Annotated in this window: 22 protein-coding genes; 9 read left to right on the top strand and 13 right to left on the bottom strand. The window is 60.8% G+C overall.

The annotated features are described in order from the left end of the window. Together ACVWZ4_RS14520 and ACVWZ4_RS14515 are read left to right on the top strand one after the other, a co-directional pair. Positions 1-909: a helix-turn-helix transcriptional regulator gene (locus ACVWZ4_RS14520; RefSeq protein ID WP_456737014.1), complete on the top strand. Its 909-nt coding sequence runs from the start codon at positions 1-3 to the stop codon at positions 907-909. Positions 910-911: 2 nt separating this feature from the next. Continuing rightward, positions 912-1,304, top strand: coding sequence for a group II truncated hemoglobin (locus ACVWZ4_RS14515; RefSeq protein ID WP_456740607.1), 393 nt, complete (start codon positions 912-914; stop codon positions 1,302-1,304). 201 nt (positions 1,305-1,505) lie between these two features. Here ACVWZ4_RS14515 and ACVWZ4_RS14510 read toward each other — a convergent pair whose 3' ends face one another. The 11 genes from ACVWZ4_RS14510 to ACVWZ4_RS14460 form a co-directional block, all read right to left on the bottom strand. Beyond that, a complete protein-coding gene (locus ACVWZ4_RS14510; protein WP_456790258.1) occupies positions 1,506-2,207 on the bottom strand; it encodes an SDR family NAD(P)-dependent oxidoreductase in 702 nt (233 codons plus the stop codon). Positions 2,208-2,358: 151 nt separating this feature from the next. Next, positions 2,359-3,186: an enoyl-CoA hydratase-related protein gene (locus ACVWZ4_RS14505; RefSeq protein WP_456790257.1), complete on the bottom strand. Its 828-nt coding sequence runs from the start codon at positions 3,184-3,186 to the stop codon at positions 2,359-2,361. 87 nt (positions 3,187-3,273) lie between these two features. Next, complete coding sequence (locus ACVWZ4_RS14500; RefSeq protein ID WP_456790256.1) at positions 3,274-5,097, bottom strand: AMP-binding protein; 1,824 nt, start codon at positions 5,095-5,097, stop codon at positions 3,274-3,276. 94 nt (positions 5,098-5,191) lie between these two features. Beyond that, the gene (locus ACVWZ4_RS14495) at positions 5,192-6,361 is read right to left on the bottom strand and encodes an iron-containing alcohol dehydrogenase (protein ID WP_456790255.1); all 1,170 of its coding nucleotides are present in this window, start codon (positions 6,359-6,361) and stop codon (positions 5,192-5,194) included. Between the two features lie 66 nt (positions 6,362-6,427). Further along, complete coding sequence (locus ACVWZ4_RS14490) at positions 6,428-7,633, bottom strand: ABC transporter substrate-binding protein (RefSeq protein WP_456790254.1); 1,206 nt, start codon at positions 7,631-7,633, stop codon at positions 6,428-6,430. A gap of 108 nt (positions 7,634-7,741) precedes the next feature. Continuing rightward, complete coding sequence (locus ACVWZ4_RS14485; RefSeq protein WP_456790253.1) at positions 7,742-8,749, bottom strand: NAD(P)H-dependent flavin oxidoreductase; 1,008 nt, start codon at positions 8,747-8,749, stop codon at positions 7,742-7,744. A 21-nt stretch (positions 8,750-8,770) separates the two neighbouring features. Then, positions 8,771-9,958, bottom strand: coding sequence for an acetyl-CoA C-acyltransferase (locus ACVWZ4_RS14480; RefSeq protein ID WP_456790252.1), 1,188 nt, complete (start codon positions 9,956-9,958; stop codon positions 8,771-8,773). Between the two features lie 10 nt (positions 9,959-9,968). Then, positions 9,969-11,099, bottom strand: coding sequence for an acyl-CoA dehydrogenase family protein (locus ACVWZ4_RS14475; protein ID WP_456790251.1), 1,131 nt, complete (start codon positions 11,097-11,099; stop codon positions 9,969-9,971). 29 nt (positions 11,100-11,128) lie between these two features. Further along, positions 11,129-12,310, bottom strand: a complete 1,182-nt coding sequence (locus ACVWZ4_RS14470; protein WP_456790250.1) for an acyl-CoA dehydrogenase family protein — start codon at positions 12,308-12,310, stop codon at positions 11,129-11,131. Positions 12,311-12,322: 12 nt separating this feature from the next. Beyond that, positions 12,323-13,060 carry an SDR family oxidoreductase gene (locus ACVWZ4_RS14465; RefSeq protein WP_456790249.1) on the bottom strand — a complete coding sequence of 246 codons (738 nt, stop codon included), beginning with the start codon at positions 13,058-13,060 and terminating at the stop codon, positions 12,323-12,325. A 159-nt stretch (positions 13,061-13,219) separates the two neighbouring features. Beyond that, positions 13,220-13,858 carry a DsbA family protein gene (locus tag ACVWZ4_RS14460; RefSeq protein ID WP_456790248.1) on the bottom strand — a complete coding sequence of 213 codons (639 nt, stop codon included), beginning with the start codon at positions 13,856-13,858 and terminating at the stop codon, positions 13,220-13,222. Between the two features lie 206 nt (positions 13,859-14,064). On the opposite strand from ACVWZ4_RS14460, the gene ACVWZ4_RS14455 reads away from it, so the two are divergent. Further along, positions 14,065-14,556, top strand: a complete 492-nt coding sequence (locus tag ACVWZ4_RS14455) for a winged helix-turn-helix transcriptional regulator (RefSeq protein WP_456790247.1) — start codon at positions 14,065-14,067, stop codon at positions 14,554-14,556. A 342-nt stretch (positions 14,557-14,898) separates the two neighbouring features. On the opposite strand, the gene ACVWZ4_RS14450 is transcribed toward ACVWZ4_RS14455, so the two are convergent. Beyond that, positions 14,899-15,045, bottom strand: coding sequence for a hypothetical protein (locus tag ACVWZ4_RS14450; protein WP_456790246.1), 147 nt, complete (start codon positions 15,043-15,045; stop codon positions 14,899-14,901). A gap of 155 nt (positions 15,046-15,200) precedes the next feature. Here ACVWZ4_RS14450 and ACVWZ4_RS14445 point away from each other — a divergent pair, with 155 nt between their 5' ends. The 5 genes from ACVWZ4_RS14445 to ACVWZ4_RS14425 all read left to right on the top strand — a co-directional run bounded on the left by ACVWZ4_RS14445 (position 15,201) and on the right by ACVWZ4_RS14425 (position 20,500). Beyond that, on the top strand, positions 15,201-16,637 hold the full coding sequence (locus tag ACVWZ4_RS14445; RefSeq protein WP_456790245.1) for an ABC transporter substrate-binding protein: 1,437 nt from the start codon (positions 15,201-15,203) through the stop codon (positions 16,635-16,637). A gap of 124 nt (positions 16,638-16,761) precedes the next feature. Continuing rightward, positions 16,762-17,625, top strand: coding sequence for a carbohydrate ABC transporter permease (locus ACVWZ4_RS14440; protein WP_456790244.1), 864 nt, complete (start codon positions 16,762-16,764; stop codon positions 17,623-17,625). After that, on the top strand, positions 17,622-18,461 hold the full coding sequence (locus ACVWZ4_RS14435; protein WP_456790243.1) for a carbohydrate ABC transporter permease: 840 nt from the start codon (positions 17,622-17,624) through the stop codon (positions 18,459-18,461). Before ACVWZ4_RS14440 ends, ACVWZ4_RS14435 begins: the two co-directional genes overlap by 4 nt. Positions 18,462-18,472: 11 nt before the next feature. After that, the gene (locus tag ACVWZ4_RS14430; RefSeq protein WP_456790242.1) at positions 18,473-19,576 is read left to right on the top strand and encodes an ABC transporter ATP-binding protein; all 1,104 of its coding nucleotides are present in this window, start codon (positions 18,473-18,475) and stop codon (positions 19,574-19,576) included. Positions 19,577-19,609: 33 nt separating this feature from the next. Further along, positions 19,610-20,500: an SMP-30/gluconolactonase/LRE family protein gene (locus ACVWZ4_RS14425; protein ID WP_456790241.1), complete on the top strand. Its 891-nt coding sequence runs from the start codon at positions 19,610-19,612 to the stop codon at positions 20,498-20,500. Between the two features lie 325 nt (positions 20,501-20,825). On the opposite strand, the gene ACVWZ4_RS14420 is transcribed toward ACVWZ4_RS14425, so the two are convergent. Continuing rightward, complete coding sequence (locus tag ACVWZ4_RS14420) at positions 20,826-22,004, bottom strand: ROK family protein (RefSeq protein WP_456790240.1); 1,179 nt, start codon at positions 22,002-22,004, stop codon at positions 20,826-20,828. A gap of 124 nt (positions 22,005-22,128) precedes the next feature. Here ACVWZ4_RS14420 and ACVWZ4_RS14415 point away from each other — a divergent pair, with 124 nt between their 5' ends. Then, positions 22,129-23,400, top strand: a complete 1,272-nt coding sequence (locus ACVWZ4_RS14415; RefSeq protein ID WP_456790239.1) for an ABC transporter substrate-binding protein — start codon at positions 22,129-22,131, stop codon at positions 23,398-23,400. The last annotated feature ends 14 nt before the right edge of the window (positions 23,401-23,414 follow it).

Here is a 23,414-nt window from a genome sequence, read left to right as displayed (position 1 = left end):
ATGACCGATAGTCCCGACGCCGAATCCCGCTTTCTCGAACAACTCGGCCAGCGCGTGCGCACCATGCGCGCCTTGCGCGGCATGTCGCGCAAAGTGCTCGCCAAGGTATCAGGAATTTCGGAGCGCTACATCGCGCAGCTCGAAAGCGGCAAGGGCAATGTCTCGATCGTGCTGCTGCGCCGCGTCTCCGACGCGATGGGCGCACATCTTGAGGACCTGCTGCCGTCAGCCGACCCGACACCGGACTGGCAGATGTTTCGCGATCTCTTGCGCAAGGCGACACCAGCGCAGATCGCGCAGGCAAAGGATCTGCTCGCCGGCGGCAACGCATCCGCGCCACGGCGCGCGCCGTTCTGCGGCATCGCGCTGATCGGGCTGCGCGGCGCCGGCAAATCCACACTCGGAAGAATGCTGGCGAAGAAGGTCGGCTGGAGCTTTGTCGAGCTCAACAAGGAGGTCGAGCAACAGAACGGCCTCTCGGTCGCCGAGATCATCGCGCTATATGGCCAGGAAGGCTTTCGCCGCATGGAGCAGGCAGCGCTGCAGCAGCTGCTCGCGCGCAACGAGCTGATGGTGCTGGCAACCGGCGGCGGCATCGTCTCGGAGCCGCTGACCTTCGACCGGATCCTGACCTCGTTCTACACGATCTGGCTGAAGGCCGATCCCGAGGAGCACATGGCCCGCGTGCGCCGCCAGGGCGACCTGCGCCCGATGGCCGACGACCGCTCCGCCATGGCGGAGCTGCGCAACATCTTGCTCAGCCGCGAGCCGCTCTACGCGCGCGCGACGGCGGTGGTGGATACGGCGGGGCTGTCGGTCGACGCGGCGGCCGCAAGGCTGATCGACGCCGTGCGGCCGGTGTTGCAGAACGAAGCGCGCAGCTTCGGCCTGCGGAGCGTGGCGCTGTAGAGATGACCGACAGCGACGTCAGCACCACGATATTCGAGCGGATCGGCGGAAGTGCCACGATCGACCTTCTGGTCGACCGCTTCTACGGCCGTATGGACACGCTGCCGGAAGCGAAGATTATCCGGGCCATGCATGCGGATGATCTCGGCCCGATCAGGGATGTGCTGAAACGCTATCTCACGGAATGGACCGGCGGCCCCAAGCTCTATTCCCCCGAGAAGGGCCATCCGCGGCTGCGGCAGCGGCACATCGGCTTTGCCATCGGCGATGCCGAGCGCGACGCCTGGATGCTGTGCATGCGCGGCGCGATGGAGGAGACGGTGAGGGATGGCGCCGCGCGCCAGGAGCTCGATCGCGCGATATCGGGCTTGGCCGACTGGATGCGCAACCGGTAGCGCGCCCGCGGCCGATTTTGAAAAGCCGCGTTTTGGAATGGCGATCCCGGCATGACTCGAACATGCGACCTACGGTTTAGGAAACCGTTGTCTCCAAGGGAAAATCAATAACTTAGCCGCTCCGCGTTGCAGATATGTTGCGTCGGACATTCGAGCTCACGAGGCACCTCACAGCCTGCAGCAACCGGCGACACTCCTCGACTACCAGCTTTCCCCGAACGGTCGGAGTTCAACATTGAACGACCAGGCGCTGCGGTCCTGGTGGGCGACGTGCCAGATCTCGCTCGCGATCGCCTGCGGCTTGATGAAGAAATCATCCGGCCGCTCAGGCCACCGCTTTCGCGTCCACTCAAGGTCGATCACGGCATCGATCACGACATAGGCGACGTGGATTCCCTGCGGTCCCAGATCACGGGCCATGGACTCTGCCAGGATCCTCTGCGCCGCCTTGGTCGGCGCGAAACCGGCAAAGCCAGCCTTGCCGCGCAACGCCGAGGTATTGCCGGTGGCAACGATGGCGCCCGCTCCGGCCGCGATCATCGCGGGGGTCAATCGCCGAGCAAGATATAACAGGCCCATCGTGTTGACCTGAAAATTGCGGTTGAGGATGGCCGGATCGATCTCCCGAAAGGTGCCGAACGCACCGCCGACGGCGTTGTGGATGACAACCGAGGGATGGCCCAGATCGCGCTCCACAGCCGATGCCACCGCATCCACCTGTGCGGGCTCCGAGACGTCGCAGCGGAATCCCTTCGCGCCCGGCAATTGCGCTTCGAGCGCCGCAAGGCGCTCCTCATTGCGAGCGAGCAGCGCCACGCGATAGCCACCTTCGGCGAACCTTCTGGCAAGAGCCGAGCCCGTACCGGGGCCAACACCCGAGATCAGGCAAATTGGCGCGGTCATGCGATCAGACCTCCCTGTTGGGGCCGGCGGCTTCATGCCGGGGCTCTGGACAGCAGCTTCTGGACATAGGATCCGAGATCAGGACGAAAGTGCTCAACCGATCCTTCCGACTCGAATCGCCAGCAACTGAGTCGGGATAACATGACGAAACCTACCGCCCAGCAAATACCGGTTTGCGCTTCTCGATGAAGGCGCGCACCGCCTCCTTGTGATCCGCCGTCCGCGACGACCGAACCATATTCGCAGCTTCTTGATCCATTGAATCCCGGAAATCCGAGTGCACAGCATGATCAAGGTTGTCCTTGATGTGGGCCAGTGCGATCGACGGTCCTTCCGCCAGCGACGTTGCGAGCGCAAACGCTGCCTCCCGCAATTCGGAATCGGGCACCACCCGGTTGACGAGACCCAGCGTCTCGCAACGACGCGCGTCGATCCGTTCCGACAGGAACAGCAGCTCCCGCGCCCGCGATGTCCCGACCAGCCGGGTCAGCATCCATGCAATGCCGTAATCCCCGGTCAGTCCGATCCGGGCGTATCCCGTGGACATGATCGCGGATTCGGCGGCAATACGGATATCGCATGCAAGCGCAAGCGCCATCCCGGCGCCGGCCGCTGGTCCCGGGAGTGCCGCGATCGTCGGCTTCCTCACCGCCGCCAGCGCGCCGGTCAAGGTGCGCTGCTTGGCGCGCAGATCGGCGACGCGCTCTTCGAACGGCGTTTCGGCCTTGCCGGAATTGCCGCCCATGCCTTTGACGTCGCCGCCGGCGCAAAAAGCCGCGCCCGCGCCCGTGATCAGCAGCGCGCCGACTCCCGGATCGTCGCCGCATTGTTTGATCATCCGCCGCAATGCCGGCGTGAGATGATCAGAAAGCGCGTTGCGTGCCTCAGGGCGGTTGAGGGTGATGAGCGCAACCCGATCGCGGATTTCGCATAACAATTCGCTGGTTCCCGTGTCGATTTCGACCCGACTTTCTGCCATCTCTATCACTCCCGTTTTATTCCACCGAAATCGCGATCTCCCACGTCGAGGCCATCGACCGTGCATGGACTGCGCCGAGCAATCTCTCTAGATGACGATCACCTGACCGCACGGCTCGGAGGAATAGATCAGCTCCATCTGCGCCGCCCGATTGATCAGGACAGCGCGTTGGTTGACGTATGCCTTGTCCGTGATCTCGCCCGCCGCCAGCGAGGGCGGCTCTGCAAGAAGCGTGAGGGCGCAGACGCGCTCGCTGCTTCCGACACTGGCATTGTAAAGCCGCAAGCACTGCTGGAGAAACGCGATCACTCCGGGATCACAGTTAAGATCGCCATCGGCGTTGGCCGCGTACTTCCTGGCCATGACGGGGTTCAACCAACCCAGCACAGCGCAAGAGTGGCGATTTTCGCCGGCGATGACGACATCCTGGAGGACGCCGTGGGTAGCCGCCAGCGCCGCTGCCCGCAGATTGCCGACCGCCACCCATGTCCCGTTTGAGAGCTTGAAATTTTCGGAAACCCGGCCGGTGAAGCGCAGGCCACGGCTCGGGTTGGCAGGATCGATGAACGACACGGTATCGCCGACCCGATAGAAACCTTCTTCGTCAAAGGCCGCCGACGTCAGATCGGGCCGGCCAAGATAGCCCGGCGTCACATTCGGGCCGCGTACGCGGGCTTCATAGGTGTCTCCGGCGGGGATGAGTTTCAACTCCACTCCCGGAGCCGGCAGTCCCAACTCGCCCGGCGTGTCGGTTGCCCAATGCGTGGTGGCGATTGTTGGAGCCGTTTCAGTGGTACCGTAGCCTGACATCACAGGAATTCGCCTGCCAGCGGCTTCCGCCAACTGATACAGCTTGTCCAGCGTGGTCCGTGATATCGCAGCACCCGCGTAACTCATCCGATCGAGCCGCCGGAAAAAATTCGTTCGCAGGTCCTGATCGGTTTCCAGCGCCTCGCACAATAGAGTGTATCCAGCCGGAACATTGAACATGGCTGTCGGCGATACTTCTTTCAGATTGGCAATCGTCTTGTGAAACAATTGCGGGACCGGGCGCCCCTCATCGATATAGAGCGTGCCGCCATGCTTCAAAATACCTTGTAGGATGACATTGCTTCCCATGGTGTGATGCCACGGTAGCCATTCGACCTGCACCGGTGCTTCGCGAGGCGATACCAGCAACGCTCCCATCTGCAGCGAACTCGCCATCATCTTGTGGGTGTTGATCACGCCCTTGGGAAGTCCGGTCGAGCCCGAGGTGAACAGGATTTTAGCGGCCGCCTCCTTGTCGATCGAACGAAATGCCTGCTCGAACTCTGCGCCCGGACGCGTCGAAAAGAGCGACTGAACCGATACAGATCCATCCCTCTGGTCGGCCGCAATCCATGTCGCGGACGCAAGCTCCGGAATCTTGCGTACGCCCGCGTAGGTCCCGCTGTCCTGCACAAAAACGAATGAGGGCCGGAGTAGCGTTGCGATGTCCTGCAAGCGAGCCAGGCCGCCCGGCATGAGCGAATAGTTCGGTGATATCGGAGCTGCGACTACACCGATCGACATCGCCGCAAACATGACCAGGGCATGCTCGATCGAATTGCCGGAGAGTATTGCAAGTTTGTCGCCCCGCTTGGCTCCCAGATTGATCATCGCCTGCCCGACCGATTGCACTCTTTGCCATAGCTCGGCGTAGGAAATCTTTTGCCACTCGCCGTCGCGTCCGCGCTGGGCTAGAAACACCCGTTGCGGAGCCTTCTCCGCCCACTCCGGAATAAAGTCCAGGATCGACCATTGCGGAGTCTCGAACTCGATCGGCGACCGCAGGACGAGCGTCCCGTCGGAGCGCGTCTCAATCCCGACCTCTCGTGGCGCGAAGTGGGGACCTTCTGAAAGAGCGGATGGAAATTGATGACGAGTCATGCGGCCGATGCTCCTGTCCGACAATTTATGCTGAGCCTTCGTGTGCAAAAAAGGGATGCGCGCGCCGTCTGGCTCGGCCAGACCGCGACGGCCTCTACGCGGCCAGTTGAAGAATCTCGACGATGTCTTCCGGCCCCTTGATGGCCCTTGGGTTCGCTCGGGTGAATACCGACAGCATCGCGTTGCGGCCGATCAGCTCAAACTTTTCTCCGGTCACACCGACCTCCGAAAGACGGCCAGGCAATCCCAAGCGGCCGATAAACTGGGCGAAAACGTCGCCGGCCTTGGCCTCGGGTGCGTGCCAGGCCTCGGCGATTTTTCTCTGGGCCTCGTCCGTTACCGGTTGGTTGTATCGCAGCACGCTCGGCATCATAACCGCCGTACATAGATAGTGCGGGACGTCGCAGGTGCCGCCCAACACGTGTCCGATCGCGTGGCTGGCACCCATTGGAACGCGACACTGCAATCCAAAGGCGGACATCCAGGAACCAAGCTGGCAGAACTGCCGTGCCTCCAAATCATCTGGATTTTCTTTCGTGGCCAGCAGGCCGTCATGCAGATACTGCAAGCCTCGCAGACATACGCTTTCCACCAGGGGATTGCCCTTCGGCGAGCAAACCGCTTCGATCCCATGATCCATTGCGCGGGTGCCTGATCCCAGCCACAGGGTCTGCGGGGTGTGCCGCGTGATTTCCGGATCCAGGATGATCGATAGCGGCATCATCAAGGGATGGCTAAATATCTGCTTCAGCTTCCTGCGCGTATCCGTAACGAGCGTTCCGGAGTTGTACTCTCCACCTGACAGGGTGCTCGGGATCGCGATCATCCTCACCTTCGGAGCGCGAAATGGACCTGGTCGCGGCCCCTCCGGCGTTGAAACTAATTCGAATCCGTCGAGGCCGGATTCCTCGTCAATGTTGTGTTCAAGGCACATCAGGACGATCTTGGCGGCATCGACCACGGATCCGCCACCTACGGCGACGATCAGATCCGCCTTCGCCTCTGCGGCTTTCGCCGTTGCCGCAACTGCGGACGCACGGGTCGTATGTTGCGGGACGCCGTCGAAGGTGTCGGCATATCTGCTGCCGAGCGCCTTGCGGATCTTCTCGATCTCATCGGTCTGGGTGTTCAGCGTTCTGCTGACGATCAGGAACACGCGCTTTGCACCAAGCCGCTCGGCTTCCTCGCTTAAAGCTTGCCCGGCCGGCTTTCCGAAAATCACCTGGTCCATTCGCGGATATTGATGAAGGCCGATTTTTGTCATGCTGGTTCTCCATGGCTGGCAACAGTGCAAGGCGGGACGCCCCTCGACGGCATCTCCGCTCACACTTCATTCGGAACTGGCGTCCAAAACCTCGCCGAATGGTTCCCACCGGCTGCCGCTCCAACTCTGCAACTGCATCTGGCTCCAGATCATGTTGCCGGTTGCGCTGGTATTCACCACGATGCCCGGATATGCCGTGGGAAGAACGATACGGCTGAGTGCTTTCGCCTGCTTGATGATGTTCTTTCGCGAAAGGTCGTCGCCGCACTGATCGAGGATCTGTTCAAGGATCATGCCCTGCATGTAGCCGGTAACATAACTGCCGTTCTCAAAGTCCGCTCCCGCCAGATATTTGGCAAAGAACGCTTTATAATCCTGCACGCCCTTATCGTCGCTCCACTTCGCATCGGTCGGATCCTTGTTGATGGTGCCGACGATGACGCCCTTGGAATTCTCGAAACCGGCCGGCTTCAACGTGCCGCCGATCGATCCCGAGGGAAAATTGATGATGATCTTGGCCTTCCAGCCGATCTCGGCCGCCTTGCGGATTGCCTGCGCTGCAAATTTCGGTGTGCCGGCAATGAACAGCGCCTCTGCGCCTGAGCTTTTGAGATTGACGACCTGGGAATCCACAGTCGGCTCGGTGACCTCATACGCTGCCGTGACAACACGCTTTTCATAATCTCCCTTCAAGAACGATTTGAAGGCGTTTACGTAGTCCTTGCCGAGGTCGTCGTTCTGGAAAAGGATCGCATATTTTGCGCCGGGCAACGCCTTGTCGAGGTACTTGGCGTAAATTCTTCCCTCCGTCTGGTAGCTGACCAGACCGGTCGTCGTCAGCGGATATTCGGCGATGTCGGTGAATTTGCTGGAACCACTGACGATCGCGATCGAAGGAACGCCTTTGGCCTTGAGATATTTTGCCGTCGCTGAATTCCCGGGAGTGCCGAGCTGGCTGAAGATGAATGATACTTCGTCACTTTCGACCAGCTTGCGAGCGTGCTCGACCGCTTTCGGCGGACTGTAGGCATCGTCCATCGCGATGTAATTGATCCTGCGGCCATTGATGCCGCCGCGGTCATTGATCGACTGCACGTAGGCCATGACACCCTTGCCGACCAGGCCGATCGAGGACGCCGGACCGCTGAATGGGAATATCCCGCCGATCTTGATTTCGGTGGGAGTCACGCCGGGTTCGTCGGCAGCCAGAGCGGACGACGCGAGCAGCGACGTGACCATACACGCGGCTATGAAGCCGAGTTTGATACTCATGTCTCTCTCCCTTTGCGCCGGTTCGAGCCGTGCGCTTTGCTTGTCAGGCTAATTGTTTCGAATATTCGGGGTAGCCGCCGTTCGACGAAACGCCGCGAACGGCTTACTTCATGCGACCTTCTTCGCCTTTGACGGCTCTGCGCCATCGAGGAAGCCGGTCAGCCGCTGGCGAATGATTTGCTCAGCCTCGGCCATGATGCGATCGATCAATTCCTTCACCGTTGGGATGTCGTGGATCAGTCCGACCACCATGCCGCAGCTCCACGCCCCCGCATCCATCTGGCCGTCGACCATGACTTTCGGGTAAACGCCGGCCACCTGATCGAGGATGTCGTCGATCTTCAGGCTTGCGCCCTTTTCGCGCTCGATCTCCAGCAACTCGTCGACGCCCTTGTTCCTGAGCACGCGCTCGGTGTTACGCAATGCGCGCATCACAAGAACGGTGTCGAGCTCGGTTGCCTTGACCAGCGCCTGCTTCACATTGTCATGGACCGGGGCTTCCTTGGTGGCGACAAAGCGCGTACCCATGTTCATGCCGGAGGCGCCCATCGCAAGCGCTCCGACGAGGCTGCGTCCATCCGCCATGCCGCCAGAGGCGACGAACGGAATCTTCAGCTCATCCGCCGCCCGCGGCAGCAGGATCATGTTCGGGATGTCGTCTTCGCCGGGATGACCGCCGCACTCGAATCCGTCCACGCTGACGGCATCGCAACCGATCTTCTCCGCTTTGAGCGAATGCCGCACCGAGGTGCATTTGTGGATCACCTTGATACCGGCCGCCTTTAGCGCCGGCATATAGGCTTCCGGGCTACGGCCTGCGGTCTCGACCGCCTTGATGCCGCCCTCGCGGATCGCGGCGATATATTCCGGGTAAGGCGGATCCGACAATGTCGGCAGGAATGTTAGGTTCACGCCAAACGGCTTGTCGGTCATGTCGCGGCAGCGCGCTATTTCCTTCGCGAGCAATTCCGGCGTCCGCTGGGTCAGGCCGGTGATGATGCCGAGGCCGCCGGCATTCGATACCGCGGCCGCGAGCTCGGCAAAGCCGACATAGTGCATGCCGCCCTGGATGATCGGATGCTGGATGCCGAACAATTCAGTGATCGCTGTCTTCACGAAGATCTCCTGCTTTTCCGATCAGTGGATGATTTCAAACAAGCCGGCCGCGCCCATGCCGCCGCCGATGCACATGGTCACCACGCCGTATTTCGCCTTGCGTCGCCGACCCTCGAGCAGGAGGTGGCCCGTCAGCCGCGCGCCCGTCATGCCATAGGGATGACCGATCGCGATCGCGCCGCCATTGACGTTGAGCTTGTTCGGATCGATTCCAAGCTTGTCGCGGCAATAGATCACCTGCACCGCATAGGCCTCGTTGAGCTCCCAGAGATCGATGTCGTCGATCTTCAAATTGTGACGCTGCAACAGCCGGGGGATCGCGGCCACCGGGCCGACGCCCATCTCGTCCGGCTCGACGCCGGCGGCGACGAAGCCGCGGAACATGCCGAGCGGCTTGAGGCCCTTCTTCGCCGCGATCTTGTCGCTCATGATCACGCAGGCCGAAGCGCCGTCAGACAGCTGGCTGGCATTGCCGGCACTGATGGTCTTACCCTCGAACACCGGCTTGATCTTGGCCAGACCTTCCGCCGTGGTATCCGGCCGCGGGCCTTCATCCCGGCTCAGCGTGACCTGCTGATAACTGACCTGCTTGGTGTCTTTGTCGATCACCGCCATCTTGGTCGTGATGGGCACGATCTCGTCGTTGAAGCGCCCACCCTGCAAGGCCGCGCCGACCCTGCGCTGGCATTCGAGCGAGTATTCGTCCTGCTGGTCGCGGCCGATCTTGTAGCGCTCGGCGACCACTTCGGCGGTCTCCAGCATCGACATGTACATCTCCGGCTTCATCGCCATGAGATCCTGGTCGACGGCATGGAACTTGTTCATGTGATCGTTCTGGACGAGGCTGATCGACTCGATACCGCCGCCGATTGCAATCTCGACGCCGTCGAGCATGACCGAGCGCGCGGCGACCGCGATCGCCTGGAGGCCAGAGGCGCATTGCCGGTCGATCGTGGTGCCTGCAACCGTCACCGGAAGACCGGCGCGGATCGCGCCCTTGCGGGCGACGTTCATCACCATGGTGCCCTGCTGCATGGCGCAGCCCATCACCACGTCCTCGACCTCGTCGGGCGCGATGCCTGCTCGCTTCACGGCCTCGGCCATCACGTGGCCGGCCAGCGTCGGACCATCAGTGTTGTTGAGCGCGCCGCGATAAGCCTTGCCGACGCCGGTGCGCGCGGTGGAAACGATTACTGCTTCAGTCGTCATGTCCGCCTCTCTATGCCGCCGCGTCCAGCTGCGCGTAGCGCAGCAGGTGGAAGGCGGGATCGCCAAACTGGATGTTGATGGAGGAAATCCGCTTGAAATAATGGCCGATATTCAATTCTTCGGTCATGCCCATGCCGCCGTGCAGCTGCACGGCCTGGTCGGCAATGAACTTGCCTGAGGAGCCGATCTTGGACTTGGCACCAGACGCGAGCCGCGAGACGCCAGCCTCGCCTGCGTCCAGGGTAAGCGTGAGATGCTGCATCAACGAGAGCGCTTCCTGATGCGCGATGAACATGTCGACCATCCGATGCTGCAGCACCTGGAACGAGCCGATCGTCGTGCCGAACTGCTTGCGGGTCTTGGAATACTCCAGCGTCGCGGAGTTCAGTTCGGACATCGCGCCGACCGCTTCAGCGCAGAGCGCGCCGATGGCGCGGTCGCGGCACGCTTCCAGCGCAGCAACGCCCTCTCCCTCCCCGCCCAGCAACTGACCGGCGACGCCCCGCAGGCTGATCTCCGCAGCGCGACGGCCGTCGATGGTCTTGAAGCTTTGCAGATCGAGGTTGGCAGCGCGGCGATCGACCACGAACAGGCTGACGCCGAGGCGGTCTCGTGGCTGACCGGAAGTACGAGCAGAGACAATCAAATAATCGGCCCAAGGGGCCGCAATGACCGCAGTTTTCGCGCCGGTCAGCACGTAGCCCTCCCCCTCGCGCTGCGCCGTGGTGGTGACGTTGGCGAGGTCGAAGCGCGAGCCTTTCTCGGTCCAGGCGAGTGCCCATATCTTGTTACCGGCCACGATGTCCGGAATGAAGCCTTGCTTCTGTTCGGCTGACCCCAAATGCTCAAGGAGGCCGCCCGCGAGCACGACAGTCTCGATGAAAGGCTCGACTACGAGATGACGGCCAAACTCGTGCGTGATGATCATCATCGACAGCGAACCGCCGCCGAGACCACCGACTTCCTCGGCGAACGGGGCTCCCAGCAGGCCGAGCTCCGCAAACGCCTGCCATTGCGCGCGGCTGTAACCTTCCTCGCTCACCACGATCTTGCGGCGAGCATCGAAGTCATAGTGGTCGCGCAGCAGGCGCTGAACGCTGGATCGGAGCAGTTCCTGCTCTTCCGTGAACTGGATATCCATTCGCTTTCTCCCGTCCCGCCATTCGTCCGCTACAGACCGAGCACGGCCTTGGCGATGATGTTGCGCTGGATCTCGTTGGATCCGCCGTAGATCGAAAGCTTGCGCGCATTCAGATATTTCTCCGAGGCGGTGTGGCCGTAATCGGGCCCCGGAATGAAGCGGTTGGCGCTGACCGGATGCTCGCGGATGGCCAGCCCGTAATTGCCGATCGCGCGATGCGTCAGCTCGGTGATGTTCTGGAAGATCTCGGTGCCGCGGATCTTGAACAGCGAGGCCGCCGGCCCGGGATCGATCCCGCGGGCCATTTGCGCGACGACGCGCAGCTCGGTTGCCTCCAGGGCCAGCACGTCGAGCTCGACGCGGGCGATGTCCCTGACAAATTCCGGATGGGCCGGATCGTCTTCCGGGATCTCCGCCTTCACGATCTTCTTTAGCTTTGCGATGTAGCGCGTCGAGCGGCCGATGCCGGCCATGCTGGTGCGTTCATTGCCGAGCAGGAACTTGGCGTAAGTCCAGCCCTTGTTTTCCTCGCCGATCAGGTTTTCGACGGGAACGCGGACGTTCTCGAGGAAGACGTCGTTGACCTCATGCGAGCCGTCGATGGTGATGATCGGGCGCACGGTGACGCCGGGCGACTTCATGTCGATCAGCAGGAACGAAATGCCGGATTGCGGCTTTGCGGCCGGATTGGTCCGCACCAGGCAGAAGATCCAATCGGCGTGCTGCGCCAGCGTGGTCCAGGTCTTGTGACCGTTGACGATGTACTGGTCGCTGTCGCGCACCGCCTTGGTGCGGACGGTGGCGAGGTCCGAGCCAGAGCCTGGTTCGGAATAGCCCTGGCACCACCAGTCCTCGCCCGAGAGAATGCGCGGCAGAAATTTCTTCTTCTGGGCCTCATTGCCAAAAGTGTAGATCACCGGGCCGACCATGGTGACGCTGAATGCCAAAGGGGGCATCGTGCCGGCGCGGGTGGTCTCCTGCTCGAAGATGAAGCGGCGGGTGATGGACCAGCCGGGTCCGCCATATTCCTTGGGCCAGAGTGGCGCGATCCAGCCCTTCTTGTGGAGGATGCGATGCCACAGCAGCATCTGCTCCTTGGATAGGTCAGTCTCCGGATTGGGCGCGCGCATCGCAGCCGGATAATTGTTCTTGATGAAGGCGCGGACTTCGTCGCGAAATGCAGCATCCTCCGGCGATAGCGCGAGTTCCATCGGACGCTCTCCCTACCACTTCTCGCCGAAGGGACGGATCTCGAGCTCAAACGTCCAGGCGCTCTTTGGCTGCTGGTAGAGCTGCCAATAGGACGCCGCCACCGACGCGGGCGGCATCAACAGGTCCGGATTGTCCAGCGCATTGGGGCCGAGGGCCTCGAGCCGGCGCTGCCGCACCCATTCGGTATCGACGCCGGAGTCGATGATGAGATGGGCGACATGGATGTTCTTCGGCCCGAGCTCGCGCGCCATCGCCTGGGCAACCGCGCGCAGGCCGAACTTGGCGCTGGCAAAAGCGGCATAGCCGGAACCGCCGCGCAAGCTCGCAGTCGCGCCCGTGAAGAAGATGTTGCCCTCACCACGCGGCAGCATCAGCCGCGCCGCCTCGCGTCCGGCAAGGAAGCCGGAATAGCAGGCCATTTCCCAGACTTTTCTGAACACGCGTTCAGTGGTCTCCAGGATCGGGAAATTGACGTTGGCGCCGATGTTGAAGATGCAGACCTCGAGCGGCGCGTGTTTGTCCGCGTCGTTCAGGAAGGAGATGATCTCATCCTCCTTGCGCGCGTCGAGCGAGCGGGCGTGAATCTCGCCGCCGGCAGCTTCGATGTCCTTGACGAGCGGCGCCAGCTTGTCGCCGTTGCGGCGGCCTGCAAACACCGTGAAGCCTTCGGAGGCGAATTTCTTGGCCATCTCACCGCCAATGAAGTCACCGGCGCCGATCACCGCAACCGTCCTGTTTCTCTTCTGCATGTGACTTCTCCTGCTTCGAAGTTGAAGCGATCTCGCCCGGCCTCTTTCGGAGCGATTCCGCCAGCTTGTGTTTTGTCGCAGTCTGATGCCAGTTCGCCGACGACACCTCCCGTTGACAGGCCCCTTGCGGGCTCAGTTCTTTCTCACGCCTAGGCACCGTCAGGCGCTCTTTTGCTGCTGCGCGGCTGATTGCGCGAGGATTTCGTCCTCGACGTCGCGCAGGCTATCCTTGCCAAAATAGATTTCGTTGCCGACGAAGAACGTTGGAGAACCGAAGCTGCCGCGAGCCACGGCGTTGCTGGTATTCTCGATCAGCTTTTTCTTGACGTCGTCCTGCTGCGCCCGCGCCGCGATGCGATCAATATCCAACCCGGATGACAGAAACGCATCGCGAAAGACCTGCGTGTCGTCCATCTTCTTGGGCTCGACCCACATGTGATGATACGCCGCGCGGAAGTAGGCCTCGAACACCCCCTCGAATTCGGCCGCTACGGCGCCGCGCATGAGCGCGAGCGTATTCACGGGGAAGAACGGGTTCATCCTGAATTTAGTGATGTTGTGGCGGCGCAGGAAACGCTTGGTCTCGAGCGCGTTGTATTCCGGCTTGTTCTTGATCCCCCGCAGCGACTCCGCCGGCGACATGTTCCCGGTCGCCTTGTAGACGCCGCCAAGCAGCACCGGCACGTAATCGAACTTGACTCCCGTTCGTCGCTCGATCGCGGGCAGCGCGAGCTCGGCCAGGTAGGCGTTAGGGCTCCCGAAATCGAAATGAAACTCGACCTTGAGCGGAGCTGCCATGGAAACGCCCTTCCCTTTAAAGGCGGCGATTGCCGCTCGCCCGATTTATCGTGCGGCGAGTCCTAAAGTTCTATTTTAGAACTGTCAATATGATAAACATCATGCAATCGCATCTGCGCCGCCGGGAATGCCGCATCCTATTGAAACTTAGTGAGTTCTGATTTAGAATTTATTTTCGGAAGCTGTTTGATCCGTTGGAGTCGCTGATGAAATGGGATGCCCTCGAAGAGGAGCCGTGCTCGCTGGCGCGCACTGTGGCGGTCATCGGCGACCGGTGGAGCCTGCTCATCCTGCGCCAATGCTTCCTTCGGGTCCGCAGGTTTGACGAATTCCAGTCATCACTGGGCGTGACCAGACACCTGCTCGCCGACCGGCTTAAGAAGCTCGTCCGGTTCGGCGTGCTCCGCAGATCGCCCTATCAGGAAGCGCCGAAGCGCTACGAATATATCCTGACCCAGAGGGGGCTCGACCTATATCCGATCATCATGTCGATCGTGCACTGGGGCAACGTCCATATGGTCGACTCGCGTGGGCGTCCGTTGCTGCACGAACACAAGAACTGCCACAAAATGTTCGACCCAGTCATGATCTGCTCAGAATGTGGCGAGCCACTCACGGCGAAGGAAGTCCGCGTGCATCAAGGTCCCGGAGCGCGACAATCCTCCCCGATGTATGCGAAGGATCCGGGAAAGCGTTGACGCATCTCGCAAGAGCAAGGCTGGTCGTGTGCCGAGCCACGGTTCTGGCATATGCTTCGCGAGTCAGATGAGCAGCGTCCAAGCGATCGAAACGTCCGAGAGTTCGAAACCGCATTCTTGCCCGCATCGCGCGACAAGTTTGTCGTTGATGCATAGACCCACATTGAACGCCCAGCAATGTAGGTTCGCTTTAAAGAGCGAGCTCCGTGCTATGTAGCTGGGTCAGGCGCCACCACCTCTGCGCTGCATCGGCCGCATGAGAAGGATCGCGGTGCGCATTGAAGCCTACCTGTGAGGTAGCGACGCACAGGTGAATGCAGCTCACCGATACTTGCAAACTTCTCATTTGTCGAGCAGTTCCGGCACGACGCAGATTACCTCAAAATCAAAGCTCTTGAGCATTTTGGGGAGGATGTGCGCTTCAACGAAGCCAAATCGCGCACGAATTTCTGACAGGACGGTCTTCTTCTTGGCGACGCGTCGGCGCAACAACCCTCAAAATAGATCCGGTCATTTGTTCGGCCGCCCGTTCGTGCCGATACAACCCGTGGCCACCCACGTTGAGAGAGCGGCAAAGAAACACGCGAGCAGCGCTCCAAGGCGGACTTGTGGGCCATGAGCGCTTGAAAGAGGAGGAGGAAGAGATGAACTTCAGAAGATTTGCCGGCGTGGCCGCGCTCTTTGCGCTGACCACCGCCGCGGCGCAGGCCGCCGACAAGGATGCGGCCGACACCGCGGTCGAAGCCGCGAAGAAGTACGCGGGTACGACCATAAGCATCGTGTGGGAGGCCGGCCTTCAATCGCTCGATCCGTTGAACTATTCGGGCCCGCAATGGGAGAAGCTCACCGGCATCAAGGTGAAGGTGGTCGAGGTGCCGACCGACCAGATGTTCACCAAAATCATGCAGGATTTCAAATCGGGTGCGGGAGCCTATGACGCGCTGAACGTCATTCCGTCCTGGATGCCCGATCTTGCGCGCGCGGGCGCGCTCGAGCCTCTCGACAAGTATGTCGACAAGTTCGGTTACCGTGACGAGCTGCAGGACATCGCCGCCGCCTATCGCGACAACCAGATGCAATATGACGGTAAGATCTATGGCTTCCCGGACGATGGCGACGTGATGCTGCTCTACTATCGGAAGGATATCTTCGAGGATCCGAAGATGAAGGACGAGTTCAAGTCCAAGTTCGGCTATGAGCTCGCTCCGCCAAAGGACTGGAAGCAGTTCGACCAGATTGGCCAGTTCATTACCGACAAGATGGCGCCCAAGGTTTACGGCGCCGGCTTCTTCCGCACGGCGCCCTATCCGCAATACATGTTCCAGGAGCGCTTTCGCATGGAGGGCGGCAAGTTCTTCAATGCGGATAGCATGAAGGCGACGGTGAACAGCGATGTCGGCTTGAAGGTGTTCAAGGAAATGCTGGCGGAGAACAAGTTCATGCCGCCCGGCGTGGAGCAGTGGAATTTCGTCGACAATCTTGCCGCGTTTCTCCAGGGCACGACCGCGATGACGATCTCTTGGCCCCCCTATGGACGGTGGGCCGCGGGCTACGGCTCCGGGGAGGAAGCACTCAAGTGGGTACCGAAATCGCAGGTGGCCGGTAAGGTCGGCTATGCCCTCAACCCGCTCGGTCGACCGGAGCTCGGCGTCGGCTTCGACTTGTCGGTGTCCGCCACCAGCAAGAACAAGGAAGCGGCGTATCTCTTCATCCAGTGGCTGAACAGTAAGAAGACCAGCCTCGAGCGCGTCCAGCTCCCTTATACGCTGCGCGATCCGTTCCGCCTGTCGCACTACGCGAGCGAGAAATACCGTGCGCTCTGGCCTGATGCTCCAGCCTATCTCGACACGATCAAGACGTCGGGCGAGAAGGGCCTGCTCGATCTCTCCTTGCTGCAACAGGACAAGTACGACGAGGCGATGACCAAGGCGATCTCGAGCTTGTGGGCGGGCGAAGATCCCAAGTCCATTCTCGACCGCATGGCGCAACAATTCGATGCCATCACCGAGAAAGTCGGAATTGAGAACCAGAAAGCCGTCTACAAGGTCTGGGCCGCAAAGCCCGGCGCCTACCGGCAATAATTGGCTGGATACCGCACGGGAGGCATTGCTCTCCCGTGCGGTGCCGTTTCCTGGACTGATGATGACGCTTTTCGCAAGTCTCAACGCAGCGGCTGAGCAACGCCGCCCTAGCCGCTTTGGGCGCATGCTCGAGGACCGCCTGCCCTATCTCATCGTCGCGCCGGCCATTCTGATCCTCCTCCTGGTTGGGCTGTTTCCTTTGATCTACTCGCTGATCGTGAGCTTCCAGCGCATCACGATGACCGAGAACGACACCTCCTTCGTTGGCCTCTTGAACTATGCGGAGCTGTTCAGGGATTCCCGCCTCTGGGCTTCGCTCGGCCATACCGCCATCATCACCGCGATCGCACTCCCCTTGGAGCTGCTGATCGGCTTCCTGATGGCGCAGCTCTTCATCGATCGCATGCCCGGACGCCAAATCTTTGTCGCGCTGCTGGTGCTTCCGACAGTGATCTCTCCGATCGTTGCAGGAGCAACCTGGCGTTTGATGTTTGACGTCCGGTTCGGTCCGATCGGTCAGATCCTCAGCTTCATCGCGGGCGAACCGGTCCGGATTCTGTGGACCGTCAATCCCGCCTACGTCTATCCGGCGATCATCATTTGCGAGATCTGGCAGTGGTCGCCCTTTATGTTCCTGCTGCTGCTCGCGGCGCTCTCCAATGTCGACCAGTCCCAGCTCGAAGCTGCGGAGATCGATGGCGCATCGTACCTGCGCGTGCTTCGCGCGATCGTTCTGCCTGCGATCGCGCCCGTGGTCGCCGTTGCCTGCCTGATCCGGGGCCTGGACCTCGTCCGCATCTTCGACATCATCTGGGCCCTCACCGAGGGCGGGCCGGGTTCCATGACCGAGACCATCTCGCTCTACACCTATGTGCAGGGCTTCTCGCAGTTCGAGACCAGCTATACGGCCGCGATCTCCTTCCTAGTCATTGCCCTGCTCACGATCATTACCACCCTGGTTCTCAAACGCATGGAGCTCGCGCGATGAGCGTTGCCAAGCTTCCGGCGAGAAAGCTCCGCATTCTGGCGCTTCGCTATCTCGGCGCTGGCGTCGTGACCTTGCTGTTTCTGTTTCCGGTATATTGGCTGTTCATGATTTCGTTCAAGACCCCGGACGAGATCTATCATGTGCCGCCGCTATGGACCCCCGGGCAGATCCAGTTCTCGAACTACTACGTCCTGTTTAAAGATGGAGATGTCCTGGCCATCCTGAATAGCCTGATCGTCGCCGGTGTCAGTTCCGGCGTTGCGATCGTTCTGGGGACGCTCTGCGCGTATAGCCTAGCTCGCTTTGGTACTGGCGGCGAGAACCTCGCGATGTGGATCATCTCCCAGCGGATGATCCCGCCGATCGCGGTCGTCTTCCCGATCTTCCTGATCTACGTCTATTTCGGCCTCGTAGACGGCTATTTTGGCCTGATCCTGCTCTACACGGCGTTCAATCTTCCCTACGTCATTTGGATGATGCGGGGTTACATCGTCGACGTTCCGCTAGAGCTAGAGGAAAGCGCGCTCGTCGACGGCCTCAATCGATGGGAGGTGATCTGGAAAGTCGTCTTCCCAATGGTGCGCTCGGGCCTCATGGCGACGTCGGTATTCACTTTCGTCTTCGCCTGGAATGACTTTATCTTTGCGTTGGTTCTCACCCGGACCGACGTCATCACATTTCCCGTCATGCTGACGCACTATTTCGGCGGACAATCGAACTTCTGGGCGAAGATCGCGGCGATGTCCGTCCTCGGCACGTTGCCGATCTTCGTCGCCGTCTCGGTGATGCAACGCTATCTCGTGCGCGGCATCTCCCTAGGCGCGGTCAAGGGTTAGAGGAGAGCGGAGTGGCCGACGTCAAGCTATCCGGGGTACACAAATATTACGGCAACGTGCATGCGGTCCGGGGAGTTGATCTCTCCATTGACGATGGCGAATTCGCCGTGCTCGTGGGGCCATCCGGCTGTGGCAAGAGCACTCTCTTGCGAACGATCGCAGGTCTTGAGGACCCGGATAATGGCACCATCGCGATCGGCGGCGCAGTGGTCAACGATCTGCGCCCGCGCGAGCGCAACATTGCGATGGTGTTTCAGAATTATGCACTGTACCCCTATTTGACCGTCAACGAGAATATCGCCTTCGGTCTGCGCGCCCGGAAAACTCCCGAGATCGAAATCAGGAAGCGAGTCAGCGAAGCAGCCGAGATGCTCGGAATCGGCAATCTCCTGCGGCGTTATCCACGTCAGCTCTCCGGTGGACAGCGCCAGCGGGTCGCCATCGGCCGCGCCATAGTCCGCAAGGCCGACCTCTTCCTATTCGACGAGCCGCTGTCGAATCTCGACGCCCAACTGCGCGACGAGATGCGCACTGAAATCAAACGTCTGCATCACGAGATCACGACGACGATGATCTATGTCACGCACGATCAGGTCGAGGCGATGACGCTTGCGGACCGCATCGTGCTTCTGCGTGACGGACAGATCGAGCAGCAAGGCGCTCCGCTCGAGCTGTTCGAGCAGCCGCGTAGCGGGTTCGTAGCCGGTTTCCTCGGCTCTCCTTCGATCAACCTCATACCGGCGACGCTCAGAACGGACAACGGCGGAGCAGCAATTTCATTTCAATCCGGCGACGGTCTGAAGCTTCCGAGTGCAAAGGCCAAGTCGCTGCGCGGCGCCGATGGCCAACAAGTTCTCGTCGGCATTCGGCCCCAGCATTTCAGCCGGGCTGGCGGCGGACCTCTTCGCGATGGAGTTGTCGCTTACTCGGCCGTCGCCGACCTCATTCAGCCAACGGGGACCCGTACATTCACCACCATCAAAATCGGCGGCGTGGATGCGGTTGCCGAGTTACAGGCCCACGACGTCAGCAGCCATGGCGAGCGAATCGATCTCGCCATCGACCTCAATCGCGTGGTGCTGATCGACCCGACCAATGGCCTGGTCATGGCCTAACGAGCGTCGACAATAAGGGAACAGGAGGAAGAGATGGCGTCGAAACTGTTTGCCACCGGGATCGGAGCGCCCGAGGGCCCGGTGTGCCTGCCGGACGGATCAATGTATGTCACGGAGATGTCCGCCTCGACCCTCTGCGTCACACGGGTTGACCCTCGCGGCAATCGCAGGGTGATCCGGACGACAGGCGGCCGTCCGAACGGACTGACCACCGATGGCCACGGCCGCATCTGGATCGCGGAAGCCGGCCTGCGGGCGCTGATCTGCATCGACGAAGGAGGAAACGAGATCCGGCGCATGCAGGGCGAAGGCGAGGAGCGCTTTCTTTTTCCGAACGACCTCTGCTTTGGTCCGAACGGATTGCTCTACATGACCGATTCCGGCATGGCGGCCGAGGATTTCATCAACGGACAGGCTTTCGTCGATGGCTATATGGACCTCGATTGGGACGGCCGGGTGTATGAGATCGATCCGGCAGCCATGAAGGTACTGCGCGTCCTCGATCGAAAGATCCGCTTCACCAACGGCATCGCCTTCGGCCCCGACAATCACCTCTATGCCAATGCGTCTTTCACGGGCGAGATCTATCGATATGACGTGCTTGGCGAGGCAGTGCCGAAACGCGTCGTCTTCGGCAACGTGCTGCAGCCGGATTCCAATCCAGATTTCAAGGGGCCAGACGGAATGGCCTTTGGCATGGACGGCCGGCTCTACTGCACGGTGTACAACCAGAAGAACGTTACGGTTCTGGACTCCGGGGGTGAGGTCGTCGATCGCCTCATTCTGGACGGCCCCCAGCCCACGAACTGTGCCTTTGCGCTCGATGGCAAGAAGCTGCGCGTTACTGAAGTCGGGAAGGGCCAGGTCGAGGAGATCGATATGCTATGCGAAGGCCTGCCGCTGCATCTGCCGAAATTCGACTGAGGACGAGCCACGCGGTTTGCTTCCGCTGGCCGCCTATTCTGCGAGGGGAAGACGCTGAGCGACACATCCCGCGCCTCAATGCCATGAAGTTCTCTTTTGCCCCTCTCGTGAGAACACAAACGCATCGACCTTGTCCATGTCGCTGCCAACCGCGGCGCGCTCGAGTTGCATGAGGGGCTTACGCCTCAAGCTGCGGACTTCATGCGGATCACAGGCACGCGCCGCCATTCGTCGCGGCAACCGACGCGGGTGCGATGGCGAACATGCGCCGGAAGCTCGATGCGCGCGAAGCGCGCACGAGGAGCTGGTTCACCGACGCCAATCGCTAAGCGATGCCGCCAACCTCGCCTGGACTGCTTTCAAAATCGAAAAGTCGCTGGGTTGCAAGCGCCGCCGCCCCCCGCGCCCAAGAATCGTCGGCCCAGTCTGGGGTAATTGGTGGCGGCACCCACATCGCGTGACGCTTCAAGGCGTTACGCATTGGTTCGAAGAGATGGTCGCCGAAGGTGACGGCTTCGCCTCCGGCGACAATCACTTCCGGATCGATGATATTGCAGAAATCGCCGAGAAGCTTTCCGATCCCCTCGCCCGCCTCCTGCAACAGATCGACGGCTACCCGGTCTCCGGCCTCGGCTGCGCCCAGCATGTCGTAACGCGTCACCTGCCGGGAGAAACGCCGTGCTTTCTTCCAGCGTCTCACCAGGGCGGGTTCCGAGAACAAGGTCTGCAGGCATCCCCTTCGCCCACATTCACATAAAGGCCCGCTGGGATCGTATATGGAATGGCCCATCTTGCCCGCCGCGCCGTTGGCGCCGTGATGGACAGCACCGTCGACTACCGCCACGCAGCTGATGCCGGCACCGATGGCCAACGCTCCCACGGTGCGATGATGCCGGCCAAGGCCGAACATTTGCTGCGCCAGCGCGAACGCGTTTGTGTCGTCGTCGACCCAGACCGGCACCTTCACGAGGTCTGCGAGCATCGCCGCAATTGGCACATCGGTCCAATTGAAGCGGTGACTGAGTCGGCACACGCCTTTGTCAATGACCCCCGGTGTGGCGATACCAATCCCGCTAAGCTGGACGCCGGATGGCGCGCGTTGATCCGCAAGCAATTTAGCGACTGCGGCCGCACAGCTCTCTACAGCGCTCTGCGGCGAGTGATCCGCCAGCGCAACGCGGCTCGAGACAATCGGTGTTGTGGCAAGATCGGTCAGCACACAGTCGATCGCACCCACCATCAGCTTCAGACCCACGACGAGACCGCCAGCATAGTTGATGTCGATCGGAATGGGACGTCGCCCGGGCGCGCCGAGGCTGGCTTGCCCCTCGCGCAGGATATTCTCGTTTAGCAGCTCTGAAACCACGAACGTCACCGCCGCGGGGCTGAGGCCCGTGGTCACAGCAATCTCAGCGCGGCTGACTGGCCCTTGTCTCCGAAGCAAATTCAAGATCAGCCGCCGGTTGATCGCACGCGTTGTTTGCGGGTCGCCCTTGCCCTTCATGCCAGCTCCATAATTTATTTTGTAAATTAACTATTGACGCTTCGGAAATCCATACGTTACGTTGAGGCTCGGTTCAATTGGAAATCCGGTGCAATCCGGCTGCTCTCAGGGAGGAATTGAAGCCATGACAACCGACTTTGCCGCACGAGGCACGACGAGGCGTCGTTTTCTCAAGGGCGCAGGCGCCGCACTCGCCGGTTCGGCCACCACTGGGCTTAACCTTCCCGCATTCGCTCAGTCACAAGACATCACCATCATTTCGAACCTCAGCAATGCCAGCCAGCGGCAGGTCCTGCAACGACTCGCAAGCGAGTACGAGGCAAAATCGGGCGCCAAGATCGTCATCAACAACATGGATCACGAGGCGCACAAGACCGCGATCCGGAGCTACCTTGTTGTTGGTGCACCCGACATCTGCTTCTGGTTCTCCGGAAACCGCATGAAGGCCTTTGTCGCGAAAGGCCTGTTTGACGACATCTCCGACTTGTTCGCCAGAGAAAACTACAAGAGCGTTCTCGGCGCCACGACCAGCGCCGTCACCGTTGCCGGAAAGCAATACGGCCTGCCGATGGGTGGCCTGCTGTGGGGCCTGTTCTACCGCAAGGATCTGTTCGCGGAGCACAACTGGACGCCGCCGAAGACCTGGAACGACTTTCTCGCCTTCGGTGAGGCAGCTAAATCCGCAAACATCATCCCGATCAGCATGGGATCGAAAGAGCTTTGGCCGGCTGGTGGCTGGTTCGACCACATGAACCTGCGCGTCAACGGCCTCGACAATCACATGGCGCTCATGGACGGCAAGATCGGGTACACGGACCCAATGCTTACGCCCGTGTTCGACAAATGGACCGATCTCATCAAGGGCGGGTTCTTCTCACCGAACCACACCTCGTTTGGGTGGGAGCAAGCAGGCGCCGCCCTGGCGCAGAAAAAAGCGGCGATGATGGACATGGCCGGCTTCGTCAGGTCCGCCTTTCCGGAAACAGACCTGCCGCAGCTCGCTTACGCGCCATTTCCGGAAGTCATTCCCGGGCTCGCTCGGTATGACGATTTCTCGGTGAACTCCGTCCACATCCCGGCAAACGCCAAAAACAAGCAGGGCGCGCGCGACTTCCTGGCTTACTTCTACAAGCCGGAGAACTTGGGGGCTTTCCTAGCCGCTGAGGGGGCCATTCCACCTCGTAACGATTGCCCGCCAAGCAAAGATCCCTTGGTCAACACCGCGGTCGAGGAGCTGAGGAAGGTGATCGGGACCTCGCAATACTACGATCGCGATACGGATCCGGACATGGCTCAGGAAGGAATGCTGGGGTTGCAGGAGTTCATGGTTAAACCCGAGCGACGCGAGCAGATCCTCGATCGGCTCGAAAAGACCCGCAAACGAATTTTCGGCTAAGCCTCCCCCACTGA

It is taken from the genome of Bradyrhizobium sp. USDA 4472 (assembly GCF_054058595.1).
This window is presented reverse-complemented; position numbering and strand designations above follow the sequence as displayed.